This window comes from Ascidiimonas meishanensis, from assembly GCF_037782385.1.
Classification (GTDB): domain Bacteria; phylum Bacteroidota; class Bacteroidia; order Flavobacteriales; family Flavobacteriaceae; genus Ascidiimonas; species Ascidiimonas meishanensis.
Genome location: NZ_JBBEXD010000004.1, coordinates 1 through 20113, shown reverse-complemented (window position 1 = coordinate 20113; position 20113 = coordinate 1). Strand labels below are relative to the sequence as shown.

Annotated in this window: 18 protein-coding genes; 15 read left to right on the top strand and 3 right to left on the bottom strand. The window is 33.3% G+C overall.

What is annotated here, in order from left to right; translation table 11 throughout:
* From WBG07_RS07760 to WBG07_RS07690, 15 genes are all read left to right on the top strand, one after another.
* Positions 1-843, top strand: a complete 843-nt coding sequence (locus WBG07_RS07760; RefSeq protein ID WP_340200112.1) for a DUF4138 domain-containing protein — start codon at positions 1-3, stop codon at positions 841-843.
* Between the two features lie 2 nt (positions 844-845).
* Positions 846-1361 (top strand): hypothetical protein, encoded by a 516-nt coding sequence (locus tag WBG07_RS07755; RefSeq protein ID WP_340200110.1) that lies wholly within the window; start codon positions 846-848, stop codon positions 1359-1361.
* Between the two features lie 62 nt (positions 1362-1423).
* Positions 1424-2038 carry a hypothetical protein gene (locus WBG07_RS07750; RefSeq protein WP_340200108.1) on the top strand — a complete coding sequence of 205 codons (615 nt, stop codon included), beginning with the start codon at positions 1424-1426 and terminating at the stop codon, positions 2036-2038.
* A gap of 7 nt (positions 2039-2045) precedes the next feature.
* On the top strand, positions 2046-2579 hold the full coding sequence (locus tag WBG07_RS07745) for a hypothetical protein (protein ID WP_340200106.1): 534 nt from the start codon (positions 2046-2048) through the stop codon (positions 2577-2579).
* A 66-nt stretch (positions 2580-2645) separates the two neighbouring features.
* Positions 2646-3206 (top strand): hypothetical protein, encoded by a 561-nt coding sequence (locus tag WBG07_RS07740; RefSeq protein WP_340200104.1) that lies wholly within the window; start codon positions 2646-2648, stop codon positions 3204-3206.
* Positions 3193-3768 (top strand): hypothetical protein, encoded by a 576-nt coding sequence (locus WBG07_RS07735; RefSeq protein ID WP_340200102.1) that lies wholly within the window; start codon positions 3193-3195, stop codon positions 3766-3768. The genes WBG07_RS07740 and WBG07_RS07735 overlap by 14 nt, the downstream gene beginning before the upstream one ends.
* A 30-nt stretch (positions 3769-3798) precedes the next feature.
* A complete protein-coding gene (locus WBG07_RS07730) occupies positions 3799-4653 on the top strand; it encodes a hypothetical protein (RefSeq protein WP_340200100.1) in 855 nt (284 codons plus the stop codon).
* 38 nt (positions 4654-4691) lie between these two features.
* On the top strand, positions 4692-4982 hold the full coding sequence (locus WBG07_RS07725; protein WP_340200098.1) for a hypothetical protein: 291 nt from the start codon (positions 4692-4694) through the stop codon (positions 4980-4982).
* A 61-nt stretch (positions 4983-5043) separates the two neighbouring features.
* Complete coding sequence (locus WBG07_RS07720; RefSeq protein WP_340200097.1) at positions 5044-5373, top strand: hypothetical protein; 330 nt, start codon at positions 5044-5046, stop codon at positions 5371-5373.
* A gap of 126 nt (positions 5374-5499) precedes the next feature.
* Complete coding sequence (locus WBG07_RS07715) at positions 5500-6126, top strand: hypothetical protein (RefSeq protein WP_340200096.1); 627 nt, start codon at positions 5500-5502, stop codon at positions 6124-6126.
* Positions 6127-6134: 8 nt separating this feature from the next.
* Positions 6135-6599, top strand: a complete 465-nt coding sequence (locus WBG07_RS07710) for a PH domain-containing protein (RefSeq protein ID WP_340200095.1) — start codon at positions 6135-6137, stop codon at positions 6597-6599.
* Positions 6600-6699: 100 nt separating this feature from the next.
* Positions 6700-7098, top strand: a complete 399-nt coding sequence (locus WBG07_RS07705; RefSeq protein ID WP_340200094.1) for a hypothetical protein — start codon at positions 6700-6702, stop codon at positions 7096-7098.
* A gap of 28 nt (positions 7099-7126) precedes the next feature.
* Positions 7127-7504, top strand: coding sequence for a hypothetical protein (locus WBG07_RS07700; protein WP_340200092.1), 378 nt, complete (start codon positions 7127-7129; stop codon positions 7502-7504).
* Between the two features lie 119 nt (positions 7505-7623).
* The gene (locus WBG07_RS07695; protein ID WP_340200091.1) at positions 7624-9579 is read left to right on the top strand and encodes a hypothetical protein; all 1956 of its coding nucleotides are present in this window, start codon (positions 7624-7626) and stop codon (positions 9577-9579) included.
* Between the two features lie 173 nt (positions 9580-9752).
* A complete protein-coding gene (locus WBG07_RS07690; protein WP_340200090.1) occupies positions 9753-10790 on the top strand; it encodes a hypothetical protein in 1038 nt (345 codons plus the stop codon).
* A 189-nt stretch (positions 10791-10979) separates the two neighbouring features.
* Here the strand turns inward: WBG07_RS07690 and WBG07_RS07685 are convergent, their stop codons facing one another.
* The 3 genes from WBG07_RS07685 to WBG07_RS19455 all read right to left on the bottom strand — a co-directional run bounded on the left by WBG07_RS07685 (position 10980) and on the right by WBG07_RS19455 (position 19867).
* Positions 10980-15038, bottom strand: coding sequence for a hybrid sensor histidine kinase/response regulator transcription factor (locus WBG07_RS07685; protein WP_340200089.1), 4059 nt, complete (start codon positions 15036-15038; stop codon positions 10980-10982).
* Positions 15039-15238: 200 nt separating this feature from the next.
* Entirely contained in the window at positions 15239-19276 is a 4038-nt protein-coding gene (locus WBG07_RS07680) for a hybrid sensor histidine kinase/response regulator transcription factor (protein WP_340200088.1), read from the bottom strand.
* 489 nt (positions 19277-19765) lie between these two features.
* Complete coding sequence (locus WBG07_RS19455) at positions 19766-19867, bottom strand: two-component regulator propeller domain-containing protein (RefSeq protein ID WP_413788814.1); 102 nt, start codon at positions 19865-19867, stop codon at positions 19766-19768.
* Positions 19868-20113 lie beyond the last annotated feature (246 nt).

The following is a 20113-nucleotide window of genomic DNA, read 5'->3' as shown; positions in this document are numbered from 1 at the left end:
ATGAAAGATTTAAAAACATATGTAGTGCTAATGCTCTTTATTTTTTGTGGGCAAATTACAAAGGCGCAAAAAAACTTAGAAGTTATAAGACCTTTGGAAGCACTATGGGTATCTGATATTAAAACAACTCATTTAATATTTGATAAAACAATAACCTATGTAGATCTTGGATCGCCTTATTTTGTTGCAGATACCGTTCAAACACTAATTAAGGTTAGACATATTGGTGAAGAGATTGATCAACCAGTTAGTCAGGAAACAAACTTAACGGTTATTACCGTAGATGGTGCTTTTCATTCTATTCCCTTAAAGTATAATAGAAATACAGAAGAGCTAACCTATAGAATTGGACGCGGGTCTGCCTATCTTGAAAAGCCTAAAGATGAAATAGAAGCAAAAAAGGAAAAAGAAACTGAGATCAAACATTTTACCGATAGGCTGAGATTTGCACCTTCAAATATCAAAATTGAAAAGAAAAGGGAAGACTTTGGTATTGCCGTTATGGGAATTTTTTACGAGAAAGATTTGATTGCCTTAAGGTTGGTATTGCAAAATACATCTGCGATAGATTTAGATATTGACCAAATTTTATTCCGGTTAAAATTAAACAAAAGAATTAGCCCAGATTATATTTATCAGGAACGGATTTTGAAACCTGTACATATCGTAAACGATACAAAGAAGATTAAAGGCAATGAACAGCATACGATGATTATGGTGTTTGACAAATTTACTCCAAACAAAAATGAAGATTTTGTAATTGATGTATTGGAGAAAAAGGGAGGAAGATCTGCAAGATTAGAAATCTCAAGAAAGAAATTAATTAACCCAGAAACTTTATAGTCATGAAATATTTAATAGCGATTATTTGTCTTTTTGGATGTTTGAGTACAATACAAGCACAGGTTCCTTATGCTGATCCAGTTACAGCGGCAACGATGCTATTAGAACAATATGAAGCCGATAGAGCAAAAAAAGCGTATGAAAGAACTAATAAAGAGGTGAAAAAACTGGAAATCCCTGCTTTTATGGAGAACGCTTCTAGAGCAAAAATGACATTTGTGCTACCAACTGTTTTTCCATTATCTCCCAAGTATGCAACTATTTGTAACGGGTTTTATACCATAAACCCTAAGTATCGCCCAAGAGATTTATGCCTCAGAAGGTTTAATTTTTTAAGAAAATCAGAGGAAATGGTGCGAGGTTGGGTAAATACACCTACAAGGTACAGATTAAATAGAGGTGTGCGTGCACAAATTATGGAGGAGTATACAGAAATTATAAATACTATAGAGTATGAACTGGATTTAATGATGATAGAGAGTGATAAGAGAAGTCTGTCGCGTATTCTATTTAATTAGTAGAAAGAGATTGTAAGATCAAAGTAATGGGCGAGCGTAGAATTTAATAAACAATAAATATCATGAGGAAACAAATAAATCGTATAAAAAAGAAACTGTTAGTATCCATAATTGTAGTGATGTTTAGCCAGTTTAGTTTTGGGCAGCTTTGGTATTATGCAAATACTGATGTTACGCATATAAAAAACCTAGGCGAGCAAATTGTCTTATTAACACTGCAGGCTACTGAGAATGCTTTTATGGAAAAGGAATTAAACAAAGCGGTATCCAAACTTAGAGATGAGCTTGACAGAAATTATGGACCAAGTCCCTACGATAGAAATAGTGAATTTATTCAAGGTAGTGTTTTAAGAGCTTTAAATGTGGTAGCCGCAGAAATGCTTTTAATGAGATCATCAAATAATAGAGTTGCTTACTTTCCTCAAACCAAACAAGACTATTTACAGGAAATTAGTAATACGAGTTTAAATCTAGCTTGGCTACAGTACAAGAATGATAACCAAATAAGAAATGCAGACAGGCAGCATATACATAGAATTCGCCGTGAAATTATGAAAGAATATTCTAAAAATGAAAAGAGAGGGCGTTCATTACTCATGATTACCGCAGCATTTTATATGGCACAAAATGTAGATGAGGTTTTTCTGGCACTACAAGCAATGGAAATTATTAATTAAAGACATTATGAAGTATTCAATTTATTTTAGCGTTTTACTATGCCTGTGGGCTTTACCAGTTATGGCGCAAGTGCCCGGTTGGAATGCAGGATCTAATGGTGGTTCCGTTCTTATTCTAGCACCTTTAGCCGCAATTGATTTGAAGTTGGAACCAGATTTAAGAAGAGAAGTAGAAGACTTTGCAGATTTGTATAAGCATAGAATGGACTATTATGCGGGAACTGCTTTAGACAGAGGGGTAGTGGCAGATTTAGACGAGATTATAGTACGTACAAATACATTAATATTGGATAACGAATCATTAGCGTTTTTCTATCCTTTCAAAAAGAAGGATAACAGAGAAAAACTAAATTTGATTTTGACACATATTATGAGATTAGATGCAGAGCTGCGGACCTCTGTTCCAGATATGATATATGGGGAGCGCATTAATTTAAATCAAAACGCAGAAATGACATTGGAAGAAATTCATCGCAAATTAGATGATATAGAATCAAACATTGCTAAAAGCAGGATTCTAAGCGTGATGCTTGGGTTGTAGTAAATCATACCCGTTTTAAGGTATGTATAACAAGAGTTAAAAGAGAGAAATGAAAGTAATTTAAATATGAAAAAGCTTATTATACTGTTGGTTTTGGTGTTTTCTACTCAAGTAGATGCGCAACTATTTCCTATTCCTATTAAAACAAAAATGATAGATATTTTGAGTAAGGGCAGCTACAAAAAAATATTGGCAGATCATAGAACAATGACAAAGTTGAATACAGAGCATTGGCTAGTAGTAGAAGCAGTTTCTATGGCTATTATAGAAAAACATGACCGTCTTTTTATTGCAGGAAGCCCGCTAGCTCTTAGGCGAACGGATATTATAAATTTTATAAATATTGATGCAAGACAGCAATATTACCGATATAAATATCCATTGATAACAGATTTGTTTGGTATTTATGTGCCTTACCCACGTGATGATTTCTTTAAAAATGTAGCTATTAGGTATAGATATGATAAAAAAGTAGATTCAGAGATAGAGAATATAGAATTCTACTTAGGTAAAATAAAACCGGGAGTAACGCATGAAATGCTTATACCCGAGGGAGAGCGAATGTTATTTACACTCCAAGCGTTAGGGAATATTATTAATTATACTTTGGAAAATGAGACATATTAAAATTATACTATTGTTACTATGTTTAGCACCGGGAATAAGCTGGAGCCAGGCAGAAGTGAGAGATGAGGTGTTGGCAGGAGAGAAAGCAATAGTTGCTGGTTTATTAGCCGCCTTAGCGGTAGAAAAAGCGCTTATTGAAAATTCTTACAAGGCGTTAGGTGCAGAGGAGCAAAAATATCGGGATTTCTTAACCACTACACCAGAAGCGGGAACCGTCTTCGTATATGGAATAACGCAAGTTAGTTTGACCAATTTAGAAACTAGAATTGATGATCTTTTATTTGCTTTTGAGATAGCTAGGATTCTTTCTGCTAGAGTATTTAGACGATACAAACAATTGAAAGGTGAGTTAGAACGGGAAAAAGTATATCTACAGAGAATTAGAGACGATCTTAGTTATATTGATGTAGCGGCCTTATCACCTAGAATAACGGGTGGTGCAGGCTACTCGTATACCTATTGTTTAAAACTTTTTCTACGGGTAAAAAGAATCAAGTCTAATGTGCAAAAAATTGATTACGAATACGGGAATTCTCTAACGTTCATGACCGTCTTTCGCTAAAATAAATAAATAAATAAAATATATATATATATGTTAAACTTAGATGCTTTTTGGGATGATCTTGTAGGTAGAAGCGGGGGAGGTACCATATATGGGGTAGTAGGTAACCTTCAAGGTGATGTACAGAGTCTGGTAGTGGTAATTGCTATTATTTATATTGGATATAAAGTAATGCTTTATCTGTCTGACGTAAATTCAAAATTAGATCCGTTTGTTATTATCAGACCCGTTTTAGTGGTGGCAGCTGTGGGTCTTTATCGTGATTTAGTAGACCTTTTGCTTCTAACGCCTATGTTTATAGTAGATGAAATGGTTTCCAATGGTTTTAATGTATTAGGTGCAGAGCCTGCAAGGGAGACTTTGTTTAATACAGGAATGTCTTATGTGTATCCAGGTACAGCAGGTATTCCAGGTGTATATGATATTATTGCGATTAATCCTTTTCTGGAGGTATTGCACTTAGTTATCTATTTTGCTGCTACGGCGGTAGGTTTCTATATTTTGTTAAGACAAGTGGTGATTGCCTCTATTTACTATGTAATTGGAATTTTAGCGTTGCCGTTTTCTTTAATTGTGGGGAATCAAAGTGTATTGGGAAGTTGGTTTTTTGGCTTTATCTCAATTTTGTTATGGGGACCCATTTTACATATTATGAAGGGGATAATTGTGGCGTTGAATGTGGAAAACTTTAATGTAGTGACTATTCAGGGTTTAGCCGGTGTGCCTAATGGAATCCTTTCCGTAGCACTACAAGTGGTTATGATACTAACTATTTTACAAATACCCAAATACGCAAATGCGTTGGTGAGTAAAGGCAGTGAATTAGGCTCTGGTCTTGGAGATAGCATTAGTAGAGGCATGCGTAAGAAAGCTGGTTTAATGTAAATGATACAATTTAATTATTTAATAAAAGCGATATAATTATGGAGTTTAAAAGCCCAAAAGTTTTAGAAAAAGAACCGGAGGTAATGGGATTCAGTATGCTTAAGGTAGCCATTATTGTAGGATGTGGTTTGGGTTTTCTTTTTACTGTATTCACAAAGTTTTATGTCTCCTTAATTTTTGTGGCTTTTGCAGGAATATACTTTGGAATCACCTTTAGATTCCCTGGGAAAGGAGAGCTCTCCCAGTTTATAAAATACAATACAAGCAGTCATTGTATTAAACACGATGTGCCCTTAAAGCAACTCATAAGAACTAAAACAGATGAATAAACATTTTTACTTATAAATTTTTAACAATTAAATTAATTAATAATTCTTAACACTTTTTAACATGAAAACTATTAACAGAAATTCAGATCAAAACCAAGTTGCAAACGCCACAGTTTTAAGTAACACCAAAAAGAGAACCATGATGCTAACAACGCTTATGATGTTAGCTGCAATGCCAATTTTTGCTGTTACAGGTAAAATTACAGGATGGAAAAATGATGTAAAGACAGCGTTAGATGCAGCAGTACTTATTTTTGCTATTGTGGGTGCATTTTTAATTTTCATCCAGTACATGCAAGGTAACGAACAAGCACAGAAAAACTTAATCAGATACGTGATTGGTTTAGCTGTTTTCGGTTTAGCTGAATTAATGGTAGTTGTGTTTATCTAATAATTTATTTATTAGTGACATAATTGCTTGTCATTGTTTATAATGAAGTTGCATGCACCATTTATGGTGCTGCAGCTTCAATAAACAAGTAAAAATGAATTAAGTAAGAATCTAAAAACATAAAAAATGGAGTTAAAATCATTAAAAGATATTCCTACCAGTTTTGCTTTAGCAAAAAGAGCTATGATCATGAGTATGGTGGTTGCTTTCACGGTAGTTGTTGGATGTTTAGTGTTTACATACATGTCAAACGAATCTTCGCGAGAAAATGCATACATTCTTACAGATACGGGTCAACTGGCCTTGGCAAAAGGAATATCCAGACAGGAGCTCTCTACTTACAGAGAACCAGAGGTGAAAAATCATATAGAAAGTTTTCACAGATTGTTTTGGAATATAGATCAGTTTAGTATGCAAAATGATATTGAACGTTCTTTATATTTAATTGGAAATTCGGGAAAAGAACTATACCTTTCACTCAAGGCAAAAGGACATTATACCAAAATCAAAACCCAAAATTTGGTACAGGCGGTATTTATAGACTCTGTGAAAATAAACATGGATATTGTACCTTATAAAGCAGCAGTTTATGGCAAATTAAATATTAGAAGGACAGATCAAAGAAATGAAAAAACAGATAATTTTACTGCATTTTTTGATCTCCTAAATGTAACCAGAACCGATGAAAATCCGCATGGATTATTAATAGAGAATTATGATGTAAGTACTCAGGCCGTTGCAGAAAATAAATAACGCTTACTATGGAAAATACATATAATATTGAAAATTCCAGTATAATGGATAATGAAGAAAAACTTCTTTGGGAAGGTTCTCCATCTCAATGGACGAATTTTAAATTTTATTTGTTATGTGTTTTGTTATCCGTTATAGGAGTTGGTATAATCATGGCCATCTGGAAGTATTACGATACTAAGAAAAATAAGCTGGAAATTACAAATCAACGTATTATAGAGCACTCAGGTATTTTTTCTAGAACCACTAATGAAGTAGAACTTTATAGGGTAAAGGATATTAGACACCTTCAACCTTTTTGGTTGCGTATAGTGGGTCTTTCTAATGTGTGGTTGGATAGTACAGATCATTCCAATCCTACCATATTAATTAAAGGAATTGCGAATGGAAAGGAAATTAAAGAAAAATTACGTATTGCTATAGATATTAGAAGAGATGTGAAAGCAGTTCGCGAAATTGATTTTAAACAATAATAATCGTAAAGCACAAATTAAAAATATTGTATAAAAAGTTTACGTAAATATTTAGCGTTTTTTAACGTTTATGTTTAGATACTCATTAAGAAAGAATCAAATGGAAATACAGAAACAAACAGGCTTTCAGAAATTCCTATCAAAGTCTAAAGACGTAATTTCATTTACATTATTTTTAGTTTTAAAGGCACTAAAATTATCTGAAAAAAAAGAAACTAATAAAGAGCCTGTAAAAACTAAATTAACATACAAAGAAGTAGCCCCTTTTTTTAAGGAAGCTTATGTTTCTATTAAAAAGGGAATGAATGAAGGGGTTAAAGAGGTGCAAGAATTAAAAAAGCAAAAGAAGAAAAAAAAATATAAAACTGGCGCAAGAATTAAACAGGATTTTAAAGAATGGTACGGAGCACTTAGAGAAGAGTTTAATAGCCTAAGGAATAGAAAACAAATGCAATTGGCTGCTAAAAAAACGGAAGAAGAAGAAAATAAATCAAACTAAAATTTCCTTTCATTAAAAAAATGAAGTAATGACTAAGAAAATAGGGCAATATATTTTTAGATACCTGATAGATAGATCTTATCGGGTTTTTGTCGTACTTAAAACGTCCTTCTTTACTTTGTTTGGAAAAGGTGCTGCAAAAAAATGTAATAAAAAAGCTGCGTCTACTCTTGAAAAAGATATTGTTAACCAGGAGTCCACATTGTTACTTGAATCTAAAAACGCTACAAATAAAGATATAGAGTCTAGAATTCAGATTAAATACAATGTATATGTTTTGCCCGCTCCCCAAAATAAAATACCAGAATTAAAAGATGCATCTAAAGAGTTATTGAGAAACAGTAGGTTTTTGGTTGAATACCATAAGTATTTACAAAAAGAATTTCTTGAGTTTTCACATGGTTGACAGTTGGAATCTTACCGTTATTAAAAAAATAAATAATAATTGGGGGATTTTGTCTTATATAGATACATACATATACCAATATGATCTAAATTAAGAAAGTTTAAGTAAAACCTAATAAAATGGCAGACGATAATCAAACGGGAAAAAAGAAGAAGAAGGATGACGGCTTGTACATTAAGCTGACTACTCAAAATGTGATTATAGGGCTTTTAATGCTTGCCATAGCCCCTATGTTGTTTGCGATATTTGCAGCAGGTCTTTTTGCTGCTAAAGCCATTGAAAAATCAATTACAAATAGACGCGAGAACGAATCATACCGAGAATTATTTAATAAAGAACGCGAAACGCTACAGAATCAAATCAAACAGTTACAGGAACAGGTAAAAGAATTATTAGCTGCTAGACAGCAAGGTAATGGACCCAATGTAACACCTCCACAAACACCACCGGGTGCCACTCCAACTCCCGATCCATCTAATGATCAAGATAAGGGGCAGGGACAAGGGCAAGGGCAAGGAATGCCTCCCCCAACAAATCCTGAAAGGGAAGATACCCCAGAGACTTCTGTTGCTTCTAGCATAGTAGAATCAAGGGATGGAATTGGAACGGAAGAGGACGCTTCGGTATCAAGTGATCTAACCACGGATAGTTTTAGTGAGGGCGACAATAATGAGGACGAAGAGGAGGAAGATGAGGCCGAAATTCAATCGGAAACTAATGAAGAAGAGGTAAGTGAAGAAGTTACGAAAGGTATAGAAGATGAAAGCTTACCAGATCTTGCAGCTGTTGATAGTGATGAAGAAGAGTCTGTAGGGGAAAGCATTGAGTTTTCGGAAGAAGAGCAATTAGAAGAAGAAAATACGAAAGGTGTAGAAGATGAAAGCTTACCAGATCTTGCAGCTGTTGATAGTGATGAAGAAGAATCTGTAAACGAAGATATTGATCCAACGATAGCCCAAACAGAAGAAGTAGATTCAATAATTGGCTCAGAAATTAGTTTTGACAACGCTTCTGATGTTGATATGCCAGAAGAAATTGTGGCCGAAAATGAACAAGTAGCAGAGGAAAAGGAAGAAAGCGTAACGCAATCATTTGAAGATAGGCAAGAAGCCGCAGAGGAAAAGGAAGAGAGTGTAACGGAGTCATTTGAAGATAGGCAAGAAGCAGCGGAGGAAAAGGAAGAAAGCGTAACGCAATCATTTGAGGATAGACAAGAAGTTGCAGAAGCAAAAGAGGAAAAAGCAACAGAAATATCGGAAAATAAGCAAGAAGCAGCAGAACTAAAGAACGATGCTAGAGATTTTAGTATAGCTAGTAGTTTCGATGAAAGTGAAGCAGATAAAGGATTAAGTAATGAATTTGACAATATTAGTGAAACTTCTTCGGTAGAATTATCTGGAGAGCAATTTGTTCCTGAGACAGATTCTTTGGCGTATTCAGCAAGTGATACCGAAAGTATTGCAGATTCTTTGGCAACCTCTAATTTTGCAGATGATAGTGAAAAAGAAAATCAAGTTGCTGCAACAAATTCACAAGAAAGTATCAGATCAGAAGATGAAAGCAGTTTAAATCAAAGTGAAATGCAGGATTCGTATGTTTTCAATGAAAGCATTGATGGAATTCCTAGTGAAAGTATTGATAGTACTTCAAATGAAAAGAACAACGGAATTCCTAATGAAATATCCATTTCTTCAGATGATAGAAGTGAAAATTCTTCTATCGCTTCAGATCTAGATAATTTAGGAGATTCTAAAACACAGGAAAAGGGTATGGAAGGAACCAGACAAGAGAGCAGTGCTACCTTATCTACGTTTGCAAGTACAGTTACCAATGAATCTGTATTGGGAGCCTCCCAAAATGGTGGTAAAGTGATACCTATTTCAGGTAAGACTCCTGATTTTGGGTCACCAGATTTTCTTGTAGCGATGTCTACGGCAACAAAAACGGCAAAGGCACAAGAGGCTATGGTATTAGGGAAATCACCTGCTATGGTAAAAGAATCAAATAAAAGGAGGTCATCTGTAAACAATAAATCTGAAACGCGGGAAGCAAAAAGATCAAAACCTAGTATGTAGCAAGCTATATAAGAATTTACATGTCTGACCAATATTAAACTAACTAGCGTAAACTAGTTGAAAGGTTTAAAGAACATATTGTTACTTTTAAAGTTTAAATCTGCTTATCTAATTAGCATTATTCAAACTTTTTAGGTATTTTAATACAGAAGATAATATTTAAGAATAAAAGTATGGAGGAAAAGAAAAAGCAACGCGAAGAACAGGGGCCTAAACAAAGACCTTATGCTACTCCACAGAAAACCCAAAATCCGCTGCAAAATTTATTTGCTGGCTTATTTGGGCGTAAGAAACAACAAATAGTGCCTGTTGCACAAGATGCACCCGTCACAAAACAAAGTATGGGTGAAGCAGCTATGCAGGCAGCACAAGAAGTAACTCAAAGTAAAAGTTTAAGTAACGCTAAAGCTGCTACAAACACTTTAAATACCACAGCAGCTATTCCTACAGCGGCTCAAGAACTTCAAGCAAATCTTAAAACGGGTTTAGACACGGCAAAAGAGATCAGTGCAAAAACCGGCTTAGCTGCAAAAACGGATCTTACAAATACTGCCAGTGTAAAAAAAGATCTAAAATCAGGGGTTGCTGCTAAAGCAGAAATAAAGCCAGGTGATGCGGTAAAAAGTAATATAAAATCAGGAGTTGCTGCTAAAGCTGAAATAAAATCTGAAGTTGCTGCCAAAACAGAAATTAAGTCAGGAGTTGCTACCAAAGAATTGAATGTTACAGAAAGAGTAAGTCTTCAAAAGCCTGTAACTGGTGCAAAAGAGCTTCAAAGTTCGGTACAGCAAGTAACCGCAAAAGCAAAAATAACACCTGCAAAACAGGTTGCTAAAAATCTGGCAAAAGCCAAAACTGATAGCGGTGGTATAAGAAAAGAGATTATTGAACAAAAGAAAGCAAAGGAGAAAGAGGTTAAAAAAGTTAGAAAGGTAACCAAGGTTAAAATCAAGGACCAGAAAAATAAGCCAACACAAGCTCCGGTGAAACCTGAAGTAGCTGTGGCAACCAATTCTATGGGGCAAGTTACCACTATCAATGTAAATGCATTTTCTAAGGCCCAACCTTCTAAACAAGCATTAAGTAAAGGTTATACCCCACAAACAGGTACTGCTGCGGTAAAAGAGAGGCTGAAGACTCGAACAAAAGTCAAAGGCAAGGAGGCAAGGAATGCAGAAACTATAGGGAGTTCCATTCAAATGAGGCGATAAATAATATAACTAACCTTATAAAATAAACAATGAAACCAAAGTCTTTGTAAACTGATTTATACATAATAAATGGTCTCGTTTTTCAAGAATACTAGTAATTTTTTAAAAAGAGACTAAAAGAATTTCACATCATAACCTCATAAAAGCGTATTGTACCCAATACGCTTTTATGAGGTTATAAATTTTAAGCTAAACTACTTTTCTATCTTTTATAGCGCTAGGGGGTATACCGTATTCTTCTGTAAAAGATCTGGTAAAATAACTAGGGTTGTTAAAGCCAACATCATAGGCAATTTCAGAAATTCCCTTGTTAGTTTGCTCTAAAAGATACTTTGCTTTCCTAAGCCTAAGAGACCTAACAAATATAGATGTAGACTTACCAGTTAAGGCCTTAATTTTGTGATGAAGTTGTGTACGGCTCATTCCAAGATCTGTACATAAACGGCTCACGCTATAAGGAGTTTTGGAATCTTCATTCAAAACCAGTTCTTCCAGCTTTTGAATAAAATGATCTTCTTTGTTAATATCAAAATTCTCTGAATTTGGGAACGCATTTTGTAATTTGTATCGCTGCTGTAATAAAGCACGTTGCTCCACTAAATTTTCTAGAATAATAAGCAATTCATCTCTGTTAAATGGTTTGAGAAGAAATGAATCTGCTCCTCTTTTATAGGCTTCAATTCTAGAATCATCATCAGCTTTCGCAGTAAGTATTACTATTGGAATATGACTGGTTCTTGTGTCATTTTTTAACACTTTTAATACTTGATAACCATCAACATTTGGCATCATTAAATCGCATAAAATAATATCTGGAACATTCTCTATTGCTTTTTCAATGCCCAACTTGCCATCTTGCGCTACATCTAAAACCCAGTGTTCCTGTAGGCAGGAGGTTAGATAATGAATAATATCAGCATTATCTTCAATGATTAATAGCCTTAATTCCTTTTTAGATGCAATACGAAGTGTATTTTTTTCTAGTTCTTTGGTCGACAAAGAAAACTCATTTGGTGTTTTGCAAACCTTAGGTTCTGGGGGTGTTATTGTTTTTGGTTTGGAAGCATTGTTTAGAATGGGAAGTGTAATAGTAAAAATACTTCCCCTATGGGCAGTGCTATTTACGGTGATTTCTCCGTTGAGTAGTTCCACAAGTTCTTTAGTTACCGCAAGCCCAATTCCCATACCGTCAAAATTGTCTTGACCACTGTTTTTAACTTTATAAAACCTATCAAAAATATGCGGGAGATCTTGCTCGCTAATTCCTCTACCGGAATCAACAATACGTATTTGTAACTTACCATCAAGTTCATCTACCTGCATAAAAACATCGTTTCCTTGTTCACTATATTTAATGGCATTAGAAAGTAAGTTTGACAAAATCATAAAAAGTTTGTCAGGGTCATAATCCATAAGTAATTGATTGGTAATGCAAACAAAATGTAATGTAATATCTTTAGTTTGTGCATAGGTCTCAAAACTTCCAGCTATATACTTTAAATAAGAGATGATGTTATCTTGAATATATTCTATTCTAATTTTACCAATTTCCAATTTTCTGAGCTCTAACAATTGATTGACCAAATCAAGCATATTTTTACTATTGCGTTCTACAAGATCAAATTGCTTTTTAAAATTACCATTAGATTGATCTCGAAGCTCTTTATTTATACCAGCGATTACAGTTAGAGGTGTTCTAAATTCATGTGTAATATTGGTGTACATGGTTTTCTTAGCTTGGTCTAATTCTTTTAACCGCACGGTCTCTAACTGATTTACTCTATACCTATACACTCCATAGAACAATGCGAGTACTACAAACATATATATTGTATAAGCCCACCAAGTAAGCCACCAAGGGGGCAATATGATAATACTAAGCGTTCTTCCCTTTTCATTCCAAACACCATCGTTATTAGATCCTTTAATCCTTAGTGTATAGCTACCAGAACTCAGGTTTGTAAAGGTGATTTCTCTTCTGCTACCAATTTCTACCCAGTTGGTATTATATCCTTCTAACCAATAGGCATATTGATTTTTACCAGGATTGGTATAATCAAGTGAGGCAATTTCTATGGTGAAGTCTCTTTCGTTATAAGGTAGGCTTAAGGCTTCTAGATAATTAATTCCTGGCATTGAAATAAAATCTCCTTGAGCATTGTGTTTTTTGAAATTTGTAATAACAATTTCAGGAATATAGTTGTTGTCTTTTATGTCCCTAGGGTCAAACACATTTATTCCTTCCAAACTGGATAGAAATATGAGTCCGTCTTTTTCACTTTTAAAAGAGCTTACTCGATTAAAGAAATTTTGATTTAACCCATCATCAGAATCATAGTTTTTAAACGTTTCTGTTAAAGGATTAAATTTAGAAATACCTCTGTTCGTAGTGAGCCATAAATTGCCTAGTCCATCATCAATAATATCATTAATCATAGCGTTAGGAAGCCCCTCTTTTATTCCATATTGAACAGATGTATTGTTTTGGGTATTAAATTTAAATAAGCCGCTCGCTGTGCCTATCCATAATACCTCTTTATTGTTTTGATAAATAGAAGTGATTTGTTTAGCAGCAATATCAGTTTCATCGGTACTGTGATAATTTATTTTTTGAAATATATTCTTAGACCTATCAAGTTTAAATAATCCTGCATCTTCATAACCAATTAATAGGTTTCCTTGCAAATCTTCATAGACTATATTCATATAAAAACCAGGAGCAGGAATGGCATCATCTCGTTCAATTTCATGAAAAAGATATTGCTGTTTTATTTTTCCTAAAATAGGGTCAAAAGCGAATAAATAACCTCGTTTTGTGCAAATCCATAGAGTGCCGTCTTTTGATTCAATACCATATTCAAAATACCCATCCATAGGATATCCTGAAGTTGTTTTTACAAGATCATCAAAAATTTTAAAATCGTTGGTGTTTGTATTGAGACGAATAACCTGAGCAAATGAAAAAATCCAAATATTTCCAGATTTATCCTCTATTATGTTCCTTACAGTAATTCCATTTTCATCTGGTTTGAGCTTAGCAGTGATTTGCGGATAGGTTTCTCTTTGGCAATTATCCCTATTTAGACGAACCAAGCCTTCATTTTTACTGGCGAACCATAGAAAACCATTACTATCTTCAAAAAGTTCAGAATAAACATCTGGTTCTATTTTATTATCTGAAATGCTTTCATGATACCTAAAAGGTTTGCTCTCTGCACCTGCATAAAAAAGACCTTTTCCTCCAAACCAAAAGGACCCTGCTTTATCTTCAATGACAGAAGAAATATTTAAATCTTCTGATAGGTTTAATCGATTAAACACGTGTAATATTTTTCCAGTCTTAGGATCTAGAAGTTTAAACTTTTTATCTAACGAAGATTGAACAATAATTTCACCACCTTCTGTTTTGCTTATAAAGTGATAATAGTCTTTTTGGTCATTAACAATGTTGGTAATATTTGTTGGAACTTCATCGGTATTTGGATTAAAATGAGCTGCTCCATACATTCCTGAAAACCAAAAAGTACCCTGATCATCTTTTACTACTTTATTGACTTTTAGGTATTTAGAACCAGGTCGTTTGTCTGGATAATTTGGGTTTAAACTATATGATTTTTCAATTTGAAGGGATTCTGTATTAAATTTTAATAATCCAGATCCATTAGTAGCAAGCCAAAGACTGTTCTCCGTATCAGATTCTATATCAAAAACTAAATAGCGATATGTATTGGTATCTGATTCTGGGCCTAAAACTCGCTCAAAACGATCTTTTTCTGGATTGTAAAGGTCAAGACCTTCCCAGTGTCCAGCCCAAATTTGGTTTTTGGAATCAACAAAAATAGATTCAATATGGTTATGACTTATTTTTGTAGAGTCTGATTGTTTCTGCATATACTTTTTGAAAGTATTTGTTTTTGGGTTGTATTTGGAGATACCTCCTCCAAATGTTGCAACCCATATATTTCCCTGCCGATCTTCAGAAAGATTCATTATTTGATTATAGGAAAGAGAGGTAGAATCTCCAGAGATATTTCGGAATTTGGTAAACTCATATCCATTGTATTTAGTAAGACCGTCAAGACTGCCTACCCAAATGAATCCTTGTTTGTCTTGTAAAATGGAAGTGACTACTACTCCTGATAGACTATTATCTATATCAAATTTATTGATTTTACTTGTAAATTGTTGACCAGATATCGTAAATATCGTGATGAACAGCAGCGGGAAAAATAAAATTTTTGTTTTCATTTCAATTACAAAGTTTTAGGAATCTTTGTTTTAATAAATACGGAACAAAAAGGGATTTGGATTTGATTTTTTAAATATTCCGTTAGTTATTATCCATAAAAAATGTTAAAAAAATGAAAAAAATGCAATTTAAAGGGTGTTTAATTTTAAGATAATAAATGGTTGTAATAAGCTGGTATTCTGCTATACAACATATTTGTTTATTCTTTTCTTAGGGTACTAGGTGGAAGTCCAAATTCTTCTGTGAAAGATTTTGTAAAATAGCTTGGATTATTGAATCCAACTTCGTAAGCAATCTCAGAAATACCCTTGTTTGTATGTTCCAAAAGGTACTTTCCTTTACTTAATCTTAACGATCTAACAAAGATGGAAGTAGACTTACCGGTAAGTGCCTTAATCTTGTTATGAAGTTGTGTGCGGCTCATCCCTAAATCATTACATAAACGGGTTACGTTATAGGAATTTTTTGAATTTTCTGCCAAGACTAATTCTTCTAGTTTTTTTATAAATGTGTCTTCTTTATGAATCTCGCTACTTTCTTTAAAAAACGTAGCTATCTGTGAGGTATGTCGTTCTTGCAGTTGTCTTCTTTGTTGTACTAGTTTTTCCAGTATAGTAAGAAGTTCTTCTTTGTTAAAAGGTTTGAGCAAAAAGACATCTGCCCCTTTTTTATATGCCTTAATTCTAGATTCATCGTCTGCTTTTGCGGTTAAAATAACAATAGGAATATGGCTTGTTTTGGTGTCATTTTTTAAAGTATCTAATACTTGGTAACCATCAGCATTGGGCATCATTAAATCACATAAAATAATATCCGGAACATTTTCAATAGCCTCATCAATTCCTTTTTGTCCATCTTGTCTAATGGTGAGATTCCATTGTTTTTCTACACATTTGGTTAAATATGTAATGATGTCTTTATTATCTTCAATTACCAATAATTTCAGGGCATCGTTTGCACTTTTATTTTGATGGTTCTTTGCAAAATTATCAGTTTTTATGTTGTTAAAAATTTCAACAAATCGCGGTGCTTGCGCCATCTTTTTTTCTAAAGATGCATTCTTTTGGATGGGTAAGGTAACGGTGAAAATAGTTCCCTTATCTAGGTGGCTGTTTACCGTTATCTCACCTTTTAATAAATGAACTAATTCTTTTGTTAATGCAAGTCCAACACCAATACCATCTATATTATCTTTATGGTTATTTTTTACTTTGTAAAATCTTTCAAAAATAAGGGGAAGTTCTTTTTCGGGAATGCCTTTTCCAGAATCAACAACTCTAATTTGTAAGGCATCTTTAAACTCATCTACCTGTAAATAGATTTCACTACCAGATTTACTGTATTTGATGGCATTAGAGAGTAAATTAGAGAGAATCATCAATAGTTTATCTGGATCATAATCCATGATCAATTCATTAGTAATACAGACAAAATATAAATTAATGTTATTGGTTTTGGCATAGCTAACAAATGTTTCGGATATATATTTAAGATAGGCAATAATATCATTTTGAATAAAATTTACTTGATTCTTGCCAATTTCTAATTTTCTAAGTTCAAGTAGCTGATTAACCAAATCAAGCATGTTTTTACTATTTCTGTCAATAAGGTCAAAATGTTGTTTATAGGCTCCTCCAGTTTGTTCTCTAAGCTCTTGATTGATACCAGAGATAACGGTTAGTGGAGTTCTAAATTCATGGGTAATATTAGTGTACATGGTTCTTTTGGCCTCATCTAGTTCCAGTAAGCGAATGTTTTCTAACTGATTAATTCTATAGCTATAAATACCGTACAGTAAAAAAAGGAACAAAAAAAGATACAAAGAATAAGCCCACCAGGTGCGCCACCAAGGTGGAATAATGGTTATGTCAATTGATTTTCCAGCCTTATTCCAAATCCCGTCATTATTGGAGCCTTTTAACCTTAATGTATAGGTTCCAGGGCTAAGATTGTTAAAAGTAACTTCTCTATTATCTCCAATTTTAATCCAGTTTTTATTATAGCCCTCTAGCCAATAAGCGTATTGATTTTTATCTGGATTTGTGAAATCTAATGCGGCGACTTCTACGGTAAAGTCTCTTTCATCATAAGGGAGTTTAATTTTATTTTTAAAATTAATGCCTGGAATATTTATAAAATTGCCTTCAGAATTTTGGTTCTTGAAATTAGTAATCACTATAGAAGGTACGATGTTATTATCTTTTATATTATTTGGGTCAAATACGTTAAAGCCTTTGTCTCCACCAAAATATAACAATCCTTTCTCGCTATTTTTAAAGCAACTACCTATTCTGAAATCAGCTTGTTGCAGTCCTTCTTTACTATCATAATTGGTAAACTTGTTTGTTTTTGGATCGAGTTTTGAAATTCCTTTGCTGGTACTAACCCATAAGTTTCCCACATTATCTTCGGTAATTGCGGAAATAAAATTATCAGCCAATCCTTCCTGAATATTAAAAGAAGAGAATTCTCCTGTCTTCAAGTTTTTATTAAATAAACCGTTTCCGGTTCCTATCCATAGTATGTTTTTAGAACGATACGCATAAGTAACGTATTTAGCATTGGTGTCTATATTAGCGGTGTCTTGATAGATTATTTTCGAGAATTCTTTGGTTTCGTTATGCAATTGATATAGACCTTCGTCTAAAAAACCAACATATATATTATCTGAATCATCTTGATAGAGCTCTGTTAAATAGTAACCTGGGAGCTTGGCTATATTAAGGCTATCATCTTCGAGACCATATAGGTAAGCATTCTCAAATAATTCTGTAATAGGATTAAATTCTAATAACCACCCATCATATGTTCCTACCCATATTTTACCATTTTTAGATTGAATAATCCGGTTATACTGGGTAGTTTTAAAATATTCATATTCATTAACCGATTTTAAATAGTTATAATTTTTGAACTCACTGTTTAAGGGATTTATCTTAATAAAACCATAGCTATAGGTAAACCAAATATTTCCCAGACTATCTTCCATAACATCTGATACCTCTATTTTACTTCCTTTTTTTTCTAAAAATTCATGTAATTTTGGAAAGGTTTCTATTTTATTAGTTTTTGGGTTTAATTTGCGAATACCGTAAGATTCATTTACAAACCAGATATCACCATTTTTACTTTCTAGAATTCCATCCACCGGTTTTTTGGTGTCACTAGGGTAAACAGGCATATTTGGCCAGAATTCAAAAGATTTTAATTTCGAGGAAAAATAGGTAATGCCTTCTTCTGTCCCTAGCCAAAGAGAACCATCTCTATCTTTAAAAACCTCCGTTATGCGTTCTTGAATTATTGGCAGCTTTTTATCTAAAGACTCCAGTAATCCTGTTGAAGTATTTAATTGTTTGATTCCAGAAGTTTCAAATAAAACCCAAATGTTATTATTTTTGTCTTCAAATAGTCCAGTGCAGAGGTCTTTATATCCTTGTGAAGAAAAATCAAAGGTATCTACCAATCCATTATTAGGATTTACCCTGTCTATTTTGGATGCTGTATCATTCCCATGCAGAATCCAAATATTTTCCTTACTGTCAATAAAAATATAATTCACAAAATCAGCGCTTATACTACTTGAATTTTTATAATCATATTTAAATACTGCTTCTACTTTTTTAGTTTCGGGGTTGTAGCGTTGAAGTCCATTACTATCTGTACCTAGCCAGAGGCGGTTTTTTTTATCTTCAACGATACTATATATTCCATAAGCATAATCAAATTCCTCAGAACTTAGTATCCTTTCAAAAATGTCTAATTCTGGATTATAGAGATCTAATCCATCCCAATTTCCTGCCCAGACTCTATCTTTAGAGTCTACAAATAAGGTATAATAATGATTGTGCGTAATCTTTGAAGAGTCGTTGGGTTTTTGAACATACTGCTTAAATTTATCAGTGTTTGGATCAAATCTAGAAATACCACCACCATCTGTAGAAATCCAAATAAGTCCATTACTTTCTTGACCTAAAGCAGTAATTGAATTATTTGAAATAGAGGTGCTGTCTTTAGGATTAGATTTATAGACGGTAAAATTGTATCCATCAAATTTATTGAGACCGTTTATAGTACCTACCCATATAATACCATCTCTGCTTTGAATAAGAGATGTAACATAGTTATGTGATAGACCGTTTTCGGTGGATAATTTCCTGTAATCAGTATAGAATGATTGCGCTTGCAGATTAAAAATCGTCGCAAGAAGTAGGCATATCAAAAGAACTTCTTTATTCATGAGAAAAAAGTATTTAAAAACAGGATACAACTAATTAAAATTGCAATATGTTATAAAAATTAAACTTTTTTTACCAAAAATAAAATATAGCGGTTAAATCGCATATAAAAAGGCATTAAATGATAAAATAACTTTATTAGCATATGATTTCCCTTTGATATAGCTAATCCTTTCAATTTTCTATATTATTTTGAGCAAACCATACTGATTAATCTTCCTTACTAGCTTGATACCATTCTACATATTAAACAACTATTTTGGCATCAATATTCTTCACCATGAATTTATCTCTTGTCAATATAGAGCTTTAAAGTTCTGTAAAACTCGCTTTGTATTTATCTTTGTGTTGTTGTTAATGTTTAATTCTAAAATTTCTTTATTTTGCTTGGACAAATGCTCTTTAGTAAGGTGTATATGTAGTACGTTGGTATCCTTAGGATTGGATTTATAAACAGAGTAAGTATAACCATTAAATTTATGCATACCGTTTCATGTGCCTATCCAAATTAAACCATCATTACCTTGAATTATATAGTTTATAGAGTTATGCGATAAGCCTTCTTCAGTAGTCGGTTTTCTGTAATTCTCCATAAGATGGCTATGCTTGAAGATTCAAAAAAAAAGTGGTAGCAATAAGGATATTAGTATGACTCTCATCTTCATTAGGCAAAAAAAGTTTAGAATAAGCTAAATTGAAATTCAAGAAAACTTTCAGTTCAATCTTTAAAGTTACTTTATTTTCACCAATAATAAGATATAGATGTTCTATTGCATAAAAAATGCGAATCAAACGATTTTCACGGTTTGGTGGAGTTCTTTACCTTCCGTATAGACTAA

Coding starts and splice junctions, on each gene's coding strand:
- WBG07_RS07685 (WP_340200089.1), bottom strand. CDS start 15,038: ATGAAAACAAAAATTTTATTTTTCCCGCTGCTGTTCATCACGATATTT.
- WBG07_RS07695 (WP_340200091.1), top strand. CDS start 7,624: ATGGCAGACGATAATCAAACGGGAAAAAAGAAGAAGAAGGATGACGGC.
- WBG07_RS07750 (WP_340200108.1), top strand. CDS start 1,424: ATGAGGAAACAAATAAATCGTATAAAAAAGAAACTGTTAGTATCCATA.
- WBG07_RS07735 (WP_340200102.1), top strand. CDS start 3,193: ATGAGACATATTAAAATTATACTATTGTTACTATGTTTAGCACCGGGA.
- WBG07_RS07720 (WP_340200097.1), top strand. CDS start 5,044: ATGAAAACTATTAACAGAAATTCAGATCAAAACCAAGTTGCAAACGCC.
- WBG07_RS07725 (WP_340200098.1), top strand. CDS start 4,692: ATGGAGTTTAAAAGCCCAAAAGTTTTAGAAAAAGAACCGGAGGTAATG.
- WBG07_RS07700 (WP_340200092.1), top strand. CDS start 7,127: ATGACTAAGAAAATAGGGCAATATATTTTTAGATACCTGATAGATAGA.
- WBG07_RS07755 (WP_340200110.1), top strand. CDS start 846: ATGAAATATTTAATAGCGATTATTTGTCTTTTTGGATGTTTGAGTACA.
- WBG07_RS07730 (WP_340200100.1), top strand. CDS start 3,799: ATGTTAAACTTAGATGCTTTTTGGGATGATCTTGTAGGTAGAAGCGGG.
- WBG07_RS19455 (WP_413788814.1), bottom strand. CDS start 19,867: ATGGAGAATTACAGAAAACCGACTACTGAAGAAGGCTTATCGCATAAC.
- WBG07_RS07745 (WP_340200106.1), top strand. CDS start 2,046: ATGAAGTATTCAATTTATTTTAGCGTTTTACTATGCCTGTGGGCTTTA.
- WBG07_RS07715 (WP_340200096.1), top strand. CDS start 5,500: ATGGAGTTAAAATCATTAAAAGATATTCCTACCAGTTTTGCTTTAGCA.
- WBG07_RS07680 (WP_340200088.1), bottom strand. CDS start 19,276: ATGAATAAAGAAGTTCTTTTGATATGCCTACTTCTTGCGACGATTTTT.
- WBG07_RS07705 (WP_340200094.1), top strand. CDS start 6,700: ATGGAAATACAGAAACAAACAGGCTTTCAGAAATTCCTATCAAAGTCT.
- WBG07_RS07740 (WP_340200104.1), top strand. CDS start 2,646: ATGAAAAAGCTTATTATACTGTTGGTTTTGGTGTTTTCTACTCAAGTA.
- WBG07_RS07690 (WP_340200090.1), top strand. CDS start 9,753: ATGGAGGAAAAGAAAAAGCAACGCGAAGAACAGGGGCCTAAACAAAGA.
- WBG07_RS07710 (WP_340200095.1), top strand. CDS start 6,135: ATGGAAAATACATATAATATTGAAAATTCCAGTATAATGGATAATGAA.
- WBG07_RS07760 (WP_340200112.1), top strand. CDS start 1: ATGAAAGATTTAAAAACATATGTAGTGCTAATGCTCTTTATTTTTTGT.